This window comes from Roseateles sp. P5_B10 (assembly GCF_056400485.1).
In genome coordinates this window covers 1-9,034 of record NZ_JBFULE010000154.1, presented here as the reverse complement: position 1 = coordinate 9,034, position 9,034 = coordinate 1, and the positions used below count along the sequence as shown (strand labels likewise).

General features: G+C 67.2%; 9 protein-coding genes. 3 read left to right on the top strand and 6 right to left on the bottom strand.

The window, feature by feature from the left end; translation table 11 throughout:
* Window positions 1-203 (top strand): zinc-binding dehydrogenase (locus AC1DU6_RS12225; protein ID WP_477857460.1); only part of this gene is annotated, 203 nt, incomplete at its 5' end.
* A 31-nt stretch (window positions 204-234) separates the two neighbouring features.
* Here the strand turns inward: AC1DU6_RS12225 and AC1DU6_RS12220 are convergent.
* Both AC1DU6_RS12220 and AC1DU6_RS12215 read right to left on the bottom strand, forming a co-directional pair.
* Window positions 235-981, bottom strand: a complete 747-nt coding sequence (locus AC1DU6_RS12220; RefSeq protein WP_477857459.1) for a substrate-binding periplasmic protein — start codon at window positions 979-981, stop codon at window positions 235-237.
* A gap of 53 nt (window positions 982-1,034) precedes the next feature.
* Window positions 1,035-2,963 carry a CocE/NonD family hydrolase gene (locus AC1DU6_RS12215; protein ID WP_477857457.1) on the bottom strand — a complete coding sequence of 643 codons (1,929 nt, stop codon included), beginning with the start codon at window positions 2,961-2,963 and terminating at the stop codon, window positions 1,035-1,037.
* A gap of 100 nt (window positions 2,964-3,063) precedes the next feature.
* On the opposite strand from AC1DU6_RS12215, the gene AC1DU6_RS12210 reads away from it, so the two are divergent.
* Window positions 3,064-3,930 carry an ADP-polyphosphate phosphotransferase gene (locus tag AC1DU6_RS12210; protein ID WP_477857455.1) on the top strand — a complete coding sequence of 289 codons (867 nt, stop codon included), beginning with the start codon at window positions 3,064-3,066 and terminating at the stop codon, window positions 3,928-3,930.
* On the opposite strand, the gene AC1DU6_RS12205 is transcribed toward AC1DU6_RS12210, so the two are convergent.
* Together AC1DU6_RS12205 and AC1DU6_RS12200 are read right to left on the bottom strand one after the other, a co-directional pair.
* Window positions 3,931-5,004: a WD40/YVTN/BNR-like repeat-containing protein gene (locus tag AC1DU6_RS12205; RefSeq protein ID WP_477857454.1), complete on the bottom strand. Its 1,074-nt coding sequence runs from the start codon at window positions 5,002-5,004 to the stop codon at window positions 3,931-3,933.
* 3 nt (window positions 5,005-5,007) lie between these two features.
* On the bottom strand, window positions 5,008-5,277 hold the full coding sequence (locus AC1DU6_RS12200; RefSeq protein WP_457390248.1) for a MoaD/ThiS family protein: 270 nt from the start codon (window positions 5,275-5,277) through the stop codon (window positions 5,008-5,010).
* A gap of 86 nt (window positions 5,278-5,363) precedes the next feature.
* On the opposite strand from AC1DU6_RS12200, the gene rarD reads away from it, so the two are divergent.
* Complete coding sequence (rarD, locus tag AC1DU6_RS12195) at window positions 5,364-6,230, top strand: EamA family transporter RarD (RefSeq protein ID WP_477857452.1); 867 nt, start codon at window positions 5,364-5,366, stop codon at window positions 6,228-6,230.
* On the opposite strand, the gene AC1DU6_RS12190 is transcribed toward rarD, so the two are convergent.
* Together AC1DU6_RS12190 and ahpF are read right to left on the bottom strand one after the other, a co-directional pair.
* Entirely contained in the window at window positions 6,160-7,323 is a 1,164-nt protein-coding gene (locus AC1DU6_RS12190) for a hypothetical protein (protein WP_477857450.1), read from the bottom strand. The two genes, rarD and AC1DU6_RS12190, sit on opposite strands and share 71 nt — an antisense overlap.
* 57 nt (window positions 7,324-7,380) lie before the next feature.
* On the bottom strand, window positions 7,381-8,937 hold the full coding sequence (gene ahpF / locus AC1DU6_RS12185) for an alkyl hydroperoxide reductase subunit F (RefSeq protein WP_477857448.1): 1,557 nt from the start codon (window positions 8,935-8,937) through the stop codon (window positions 7,381-7,383).
* Window positions 8,938-9,034 lie beyond the last annotated feature (97 nt).

Below are 9,034 nucleotides of genomic sequence, written 5' to 3'. Positions count from 1 at the left end.
GCTTCTGGCTGGCCAAGTGGTTCCGCGTCGCATCGCGCGAGGCGCAGATGGCGCTTTATGGCGAGCTGACCAAGCTGATCGCCACCGGCCAACTGAAGGCGCGCATCCACGCGACCTATCCCGTCGAGCAAATCAAGGAGGCGATTGCCGCGGCCGCAACCGGCGAGCGCGACGGCAAGATCCTTGTCGTGCCCAGGCATTGAGTTCCCACTGAGCCGCGGCGGACACCGTCCTCTAGCGCCTGGGCACCGAGCCCAGCCAGCGCGCGCGGATGCGCTGCAGCTCACCACGCGACTCCAGGCGTTGGATGGCCTGGTTGAAGGCGCGCAGATCGGCCTCGGTCAGCGACCTGCGGCTGAGCTTGTAGGTGACGGGGTCGCGCAGCAGGTGGATGGGCAGCTCGATGAGAGGCACGTCGGCAGCACGCGCGGCAAAGGCGATGGCGACGCTGTCGCCGAGCAGCACGTCGCCGCGGCCGATCTGCATCAGCTGCACGCCCTTGGCGTACTCCTCGAACCAGGTCAGCAGGCCATGGGCCTTGAAGTCGTTGATGATGGGCACCAGGGCCGGCCCGCGGTGGGTAACGAGGCGCAGGTTGGCGCGCAGCAGTTCATCCAGCGAGTGCACGTCCATGCGAGCCTCGTCGGCACGCATGAACACGCCCAGCACCTCGTCGCGATAGGCGCGCGTGTACCAGGCGGCGTCAGCGCGCGGCGTCGCAGCGAGCAGCACATCGAGTTGGCCGGCGAGCAGCATGGGCAGGCGGCGGTTGCGCGGCACTTCGCGCACATAGCTGACACGGCAGCCGGCCTCCTTGGCCACGGCGGCCAGCAACTCGGTCTCCAGGCCGGTGTGATGGCCGTCGGCCATGAAGGAATAGGGCCGCCAGTCCTCAAAGGGCACGCGCAACGGCCGCGTGCAGGCCGCCTGGGCCRGCAGCGGCGCGAACAGCATCAGCGCAAGCAGCAGTCGTCGGAACATCTCGGCCCTGGTCCTTGGCGGCTATCGACCGAGGATAGTCCCGCACGGTGGCATCAACGCGGCTCCAGCACCCTGACGTCCAGCCCCGAGGCCTGGCCGCGCCAGCGGTAGAGCTTCTGCGTCGCGGCCTGGAAGTCCTCGGGCTTCGCGCTGCGGATGGGCATGAAGGTCTGCGGGTTGCGGTCGATGAGCGGGAACCAGCTGCTCTGAACCTGCACCATGATGCGGTGGCCGCGGCGAAAGCTGTGGTTGATGTCCTGCAGCCCAACGCGCAGCTCTTCGACGCGGCCCGGCACCATGGCCTCGGGCGCCTCGAAGCTGTTGCGAAAGCGCCCGCGCAACGGGTCGCCGCGCACCAGCTGCTGGTAGCCACCGAGCGGTGCCTCGGGCGGTTCGACGTCCTCGGTGCGCGGCTTGCGCTTCTTCGCGGCCTCCTCCTCCAGTTCGGCGGGGTAGACGTCGATGAGCTTGACGACCCAGTCGGCGTCGCTGCCCGTTGTCGAGGCGAACAGGCGCGCGACGATGGGGCCGACGATGGTGATGTCCTCCTCCAGCACGTCGCTGCGGAAGGTCAGCACGTCCGGCCGGGTGGCCGCAAAGCGCTGGTCGCTGACCATGTATTCCTGCGGCACGCCCAAGCTCGCGTAGCCGATGTAGGGCACGGGCTTGTTGGGGTCACTGACCCAGGCATCGAAAGCGGGCTCGGTCGCGTCGGGCGGCGCAAAGCTGAGCTTGCCGCCGGGTGCGAAGTAGAGGGTGCGGGCCTGCGCCTGCCTGGGCGGCCAGGCGTCRTAGTGGCGCCAGACGTTGGTGCCGGTCTCGAAGACGGTGGCCTTCGCAATGGGTGCCTTGGGTGCGACCTCTCGCAGATGCTGCTCGAAGAAGGGCAGCAGCACCTCCTTCTGGAACTGCTCGGCGGTGGGCTGCTGGAACTGCACGCGGCCCAGCTGCCGCCCCGGCGCGCCGACCCAGCCGCCATGCACCCAGGGGCCCATGACGAGGCGGTTGTCGGTGGCGGGGCTCTGCCCAGCGATCGCGCGGAAGGTGGCCAGCGGGCCGGCCAGGTCCTCGGCGTCGAACCAGCCGCCCACCGTCAACACGGCGGCGCGGATGTTCTTCAGATGGGGTGTGATGGCGCGGGACTTCCAGAACTCGTCGTAGCGGTCGTGCTCCAGCTGCACGTCGAAGTAGGGGTTGGGGCCGCCGTCCTTGGCCAGCCGCTGCGTCAGCGCCTCGAGGTTACCGTGCTGCAGGTAGAACTCGTAGCCGTCCAGCGTGCCCCAGTCGAACTGCGGCCATTGCTTGGGCGGTGGCACCGGTGCCTGCTGCGGCTTGAAGCCGGTGTAGAAGCCGAAGTTGGCCGCCAGCATGAAGGCCCCACCGTGATAGCTGTCGTCGCCCTTGAAGAGGTCGGCAATGGGCGCCTGCGGCGACGCGGCCTTGATCGCCGGATGAGAGTCGATGATGGATGCCGAGGTGTAGAAGCCCGGGTAGGACACGCCCCATAGGCCGACGCGACCGTTGTGGCCGGGGATGCGGTCCAGCAGCCATTGCACGCTGTCGTGGGTGTCGGAGCTTTCATCGACATCAGCCACGGTCTTCTTGACGGGCTTGTGCGGCGTCATCTCGATGAACTCGCCTTCCGACAGGTTGCGGCCGCGCACGTCCTGGCAGACAAAGATGTAGCCGGCCTTCAGGAACTCCTCGTTCGGCGCGAGGCCCTTGATGCCATCGCGGTCCACGCCGTAGGGCCCGCAGCCATAGGGCGTGCGCACCATCAGGAAGGGGTAGCGCTGGCTCTGGTCCTTGGGAACATAGACGGCGGTGAAGAGCTTCCTGCCGTCGCGCACCGGCACGCGGTATTCGTACTTGGTGTAGTGAGCGCGCGGCTCGTAGGCCGGCGGCTTGTTCTCCTCGTCGGCGGCTTGGGCGCTTGGGCCAGTCAGGCTCAACAGCAGGAAAAAGGAAGCGCGCAGCAGCATCTTTGGCAACGGCGGAATTGACGGAGGGGCGAAGTCTGACACCGACCGGGAGGAGCGTGGCGTTAGGCTGGCGGCTCGTCAGGCTGCAGGAGGCTCCGCCATGAAGATCGACACCCAGGCCTACCGGGTTGCGCCCGGCCAGAAGGTCAAGCTCAAGCACTGGGCCACGGCCGTCGACCCGCTGTACAGCGACAAAGGCGACTACGAGCAGCGGCTGGGCGCCCAGGTCGAGCGGCTGAGCGAGTTGCAGAACCTGCTCTATGCGCACAACCGCTACTCGCTGCTGCTGGTCTTCCAGGCCATGGACGCGGCGGGCAAGGACGGCGTCATCAAGCATGTGATGTCGGGCGTGAACCCGCAGGGCTGCCAGGTGTTCAGCTTCAAGCACCCCAGCGCCCAGGAGCTGGATCACGACTTCCTGTGGCGCACCACGCAGTGCCTGCCCGAGCGCGGGCGCATCGGCATCTTCAACCGCTCCTATTACGAGGAGGTGTTGATCGTRCGCGTGCACCCGGAGATCCTGAAGGCCCAGTCCCTGCCCAAGGAGACGACGCGTGCGCCGGCGATCTGGTCGGATCGTTATGCCTCCATCAACAATCTGGAGCAGCACCTGCACCGCAACGGCACGCGGGTGCTGAAGTTCTTCCTGCACTTGTCCAAGGAGGAGCAGCGCCAGCGCTTCCTGGCGCGGCTGGAGGACCCGGCCAAGAACTGGAAGTTCACCGCCGACGACATGGCCGAGCGCGAGCTCTGGCCCAAATACATGCAGGCCTACGGCGAAGCGTTGGGCGCGACCAGCAGCGAAGAGGCACCCTGGCATGTCGTGCCGGCGGACGACAAGCGCAACGCCCGGCTCATCGTGTCGCAGGTCATCGTCGACACGCTCACGGCGCTGAAGATGAGCTACCCCGAGCCCACCCTCGACGCCGTCGAGCTGGCGGCAATCCGCAAGCGGCTGAAGGCGTGATCAGCCGAACTTGACGGCGTAGACGGGCGGCAGGTGGGCCGACACGGCCTGCCAGCCGTCGCCCGCATCGCCGCTGGCCCACAGGCCACCGGTCGTCGAGCCCATCATCAACTGCTCACCCGCGTCGTCCACCGCCAGGCCGTGGCGGTAGATCAGGTCGTAGCAATGCTTCTGCGGCAGGCCGGCACGCAACACGTCAAAGCTCTTGCCGCCGTCGCGCGTGCGGGTCACGCACAAAGCTCCATCCACCGGGATGCGGCGTTCGTCCTTGACCGCGGGCACGAACCAGGCCGTCTGCGGGTCGGCCGGATGCGCGGCGACGGCAAACCCAAAGCTCGACGGCTGGGCCTGCAGCTCTTCCCAGGTCGCGCCGTTGTCGCTGCTACGGAAGATGCCGCAGTGGTGCTGGCACCAGAGCACATCGGGCTCGGCGCGGCAGCGGACGATCAGGTGCGGGTCCTGGGAGTTCTCGTCGCCGGCCAGCTCGGGCGGCATGAAGTCGGCCCGCATACCCTTGGCGCGCAAGCCCCAGCTGCTGCCGCCATCGGTGGTGCGCCAGGCGCCGCCGCAGGACACGCCCACCAGCAGGTCGTCGGCGTTCGATGGATGCGGGCAGATCGAGTGCAAGGCCGGCGCCGGGTTGCCGCCGCCCATCCACTGCAGGCGGCGCGGGTCCATCCACAAAGCTTCGCTGAGCTGCCAGCTCTCGCCGCGGTCGCGGCTGACGAACAGGCCGCCGGGAATGCTGCCGCACCAGATCGCGTCGCCCGAGCGCTCCAGCGAGAACACCTGCTCCAGCTTCCAGGCCGGACCTTCCGCGCCTTCGGGCTGGGCCGGAAAGCTCGGCGCCGTCACCTCGCGCCAGGTCTTGCCGGCGTCGTCGCTGGCCTGCAGCTTGGCGCCGAAGTGGCCCAGGTTGAGGCCGGCCAGCATGAAGCCCGAGGCGTCGGGCGGCAGCAGCATGGTGACCGGGTCGGCCACGAAGCTGAGGTTCTCGATATGCCAGGTGCTGCCACGGCGGCGCAACTCGAAAAGGCCTTTGCGGGTCGCGACCCAGGCGCGGTCTTGTGTCATCTCTCAACCTCCAGACAAGGCTTGCAGGACATGGACCCGACTGTTGGGCCCAAGCGGGTCGGTCAGGCCCCGCAGATCGCGGATGCGCCGGCCGTCAATGAAGATGACGACGTTGGGCCGCAGATGGCCCTGGTCGTCGAGGATGTAGCCACGCAGCCTCGGATTGATTTCGAAGGCGGCGTCCAGGCCCTCCCGCAGCACGACCGCGGGCGTGTCCACGAGAGGCGTGTCGACAAAGCGACGCAGCTGTGGCGTGAATTCGATGAGGGCCATGGGAAGACGACGAACGAGGCGGGGCCCATTCGACGTGGACACCCCCACGGCAGCACCCGGAGTAACCCTTAACGACAATGCCGGCCATGAACTCCGGCATCCTCTTCGCCCTCGGCGCCTATCTGAGCTGGGGGTTGTTCCCGCTCTACTTCCGCCAGATCGCTTCCATCCCCGCGCTGCAGATCGTGGCCCACCGCACGTTGTGGTCGCTGGCCTTCGTGGCCGTCGTGCTGCTGGTGACGCGCAATCTGTCCTGGCTGAAGGACGTCAGCGCGGCGACCTGGCGGCGCTTTGCACTGTCGGCCACGCTGATCGCCATCAACTGGCTGACCTATGTCTGGGCCGTCGGCCATGGCCATGTCATCGACGCCAGCCTGGGCTACTTCATCAACCCGCTAGTCAATGTGGCGCTGGGATTCGCCGTGCTGCACGAGCGCCCGCGCCCGGTGCAATGGCTGGCCGTGGGGCTGGCAGCCTTCGGTGTGGTGTGGCTGACGGTGGCCGGCGGCAAGCTGCCCTGGGTGACTCTGGTGCTGGCGGTGAGCTTTGGTCTCTATGGCCTGATGCGCAAGACGGCAAAGCTGGGTGCCATCGAAGGCCTGACGCTGGAGACCCTCATCCTCGCGCCGCTGGCCGCGGGTGGGCTGATCTGGTGGTCGCAGGACGGCAGCATGGCTGGCCAGACGGCCGTGGACTGGGCCTGGCTGATCGGCACCGGCCCGGTGACGGCCGGCAGCCTGTTGCTGTTCGCGGCCGGCGCACGGCGTCTCCCGCTGGCGACGCTGGGCGTTGTTCAGTACGTGTCGCCGTCGCTGCAATTCCTGCTGGGTGTGTTCCTGTTCCACGAGCCCATGGACGCGAGCCGCCTCATCGCCTTCGGCTTCATCTGGGCGGCGTTGGCTCTGTACTCGCTGGATGGCTTGCGGCTGGCGTGGCGCCTGCGCGTGGTTTGACGAGCTGCCCGTTTCCCGGCGCGATGGGCGCCGAGGCAGCCGGCTTTGCCGAAGCCTTGGCCCCATTGGCATAGAAGTCACGCGTCTTCTCGTTCAGGGGACCGCGGTCGAGCTGCCACAGGCCCAGCGGGCCATGAACCAGCATGAACGAGTGCTCGGAGCCTCGCTCGAACTGGGCCCAATATTCCTTCAGCTCCGGAAATTGCAGCGCTGGCAAGCCTGGCTGCACGGGCTGCAGCGATGTGGCGCCCACCAGCCGATAGGCCGCGGACTGGGCGGCGGGAGCCAGCGTCTGGTCCAGGCGCTTGGCGAAGGGAACCGCGGCAATCGCCATGGCAATGATCATCAGGAACGTCACCCCTGCCGACTCGGCCATCGGTACATGATGTCGACGCAGGACGGGAAACAGAGGCAACGCCAACAGAACGCCTATCAGCGGCAGGACCGCCAGGTCGCCAAACAGCGGTACGACGGCAAACGGCGTTTCGGACAGCAGTTCATGGTCATTGGCCATGGCGTCGACACCGGCGAATATCAACAACGCCAGCAGCACGCCGGTGGCGATCGCCGAGGCCCGGTTCTTGTCGAGTGCGAAGCCTCCCATCGCTAACGGCGGCAAAGGCTTGCCGGGCAGCAGGGCCCGGAACAGGTCGGCCGTGCCGTCGCGCGAGGCATGGGCATTCATGCCCACGTCGGCGGCCACCATCAGCTCGTCACCGCGGCCCTTCAAACGGAGCCAGTGGACAGGGTTACTCAGGGCGTTGCCGCCGGCCCACTCGATCTGCAGCGCTGCCTTGGACATGAGCCGATCCAGCCGCTCGCCATCCCAAAGATGGGCAACGACGCGCACGGCATCACCCGTATCCAGCAACAGGCCGGAGCCCTCGAAGGGCAACCATTTCAGCCGCCGGGCGAAGGCCTCGGGCCGCGACACCTGAATGCGGAACCAGCGACATCCCTCTCCAGGCGCCAGTTCGTCCAGCAGGGCGTCCTGCCTCTGCTTGCCGAGGCGCACTCTGTGCACCAACCAGCCAAGCCAAGCCACCAGCCCCAGCTGCAACGCCAGGGGTAACCAGAACGCCCATCCCTTCATGTGACCTCCCTTGCGCCGCTTGCCGGGCGCTGGGAGGGAAGTCTAGGTGGGCCAGCGTCAGCTCCGCATCAGGAAGTCGAAGGCACCCAGGGCCGCCTTCGCACCATCACCGGCCGCGATGATGATCTGCTTGAAGGGCACGGTCGTCACATCACCGGCGGCGAACACGCCGGGCAGCGAGGTGGCGCCCTTGGCGTCCACGATGATCTCGCCATGCTTGCTGAGCTCCAGCGTGCCGCGCAGCCACTCGGTGTTGGGCACCAGGCCGATCTGCACGAAGCAGCCTTCCACTTCGACACGCTTGCTCTCGCCGCTGATGCGGTCGGTGTAGTTCAGGCCGTCGAGCTTGCCGTTGCTGCCACCCGTGAACTCGGTTGTCTGCGCGTTCACGATGATGGTGACGTTGGGCAGGCTCTGCAGCTTCTTGACGAGCACCGCATCGGCGCGCAGTTCGGCGCCGAACTCGACCAGCGTCACGTGCTTGACGATGCCGGCCAGATCGATGGCCGCCTCGACGCCGGAGTTGCCGCCGCCGATGACCGCGACCGGCTTGCCCTTGAACAGCGGGCCATCGCAGTGCGGGCAATAGGCCACACCCTTGTTCTTGTACTCGGCCTCGCCGGGCACGCCGACGTTGCGCCAGCGCGCGCCGGTGGACAGGATGACGGTCTTGCCCTTGAGCTTGGCGCCGTTGGCCAGTTCCACCTCGACGAAGCCGCCCGGCTGCGCGGCCGGCGTGAGCTTCTCGGCGCGCTGCAGGTTGTGAATGTCGACCTGGTAGTCCTTGACGTGGCCTTCCAGCGCGGCGGCGAACTTCGGCCCGTCGGTCACCGACACGGAGATGTAGTTCTCGATGCCCAGCGTGTCGTTGACCTGGCCGCCGAAGCGCTCGGCCGCCACACCGGTGCGGATGCCCTTGCGAGCCGCGTAGACGGCTGCTGCCGCGCCGGCAGGGCCGCCGCCGATGATGAGCATGTCGTAGGGCTCTTCGGCATCCAGCTTCTTGGCGTCACGCACGGCGGCGCCGGTGTCGAGCTTGGCAACGATCTCCTCGAGCGACATGCGGCCCGAGGCAAAAGGCTGGCCGTTGAGCCACACGGCCGGTACGGCCATGATGTCACGCGCCTCGACCTCACTCTGGAACAGGCCGCCATCGATGACGGTGGTGCGGATGCGCGGGTTGACGATGGCCATCAGCGACAGCGCCTGCACGACGTCCSGGCAGTTGTGGCAGGTCAGGCTCATGTAGATCTCGAAGTCGAGATCCAGGTCCAGCGCCTTGACGGCGTCGATCTGCGCCTGCTCGACCTTCGGCGGATGACCGCCGGTCCAGAGCAGCGCGAGCACCAACGACGTGAACTCATGGCCCAGCGGGATGGCGGCAAAGCGCAGCGATTGCTCTGTGCCCGTGCGGCGCAGCAGGAACGACGGCGTGCGGGTGTCGACGCCATCGGTACGCAGCGAGATCTTGTCGTGCATGCCGGCGATCTCTTCGAGCAGCTCGTGCATCTCGTCGCTGGACTTGGAGTTGTCCAGCGAAGCAATGATCTCGAAGGGGACCTTGACGTGGTCCAGGTAGCCCTGGAGCTGGGTCTTCAGTGCGGCGTCCAACATGGTGACTTCCTTTCAGTGAGGCGTGGCGGGGCGGGCCACTGCTGAAAGGGTCCCCGATGCCGGAGGCCCTTTCAGCAGAACCTGTCTGGTTCTGCAG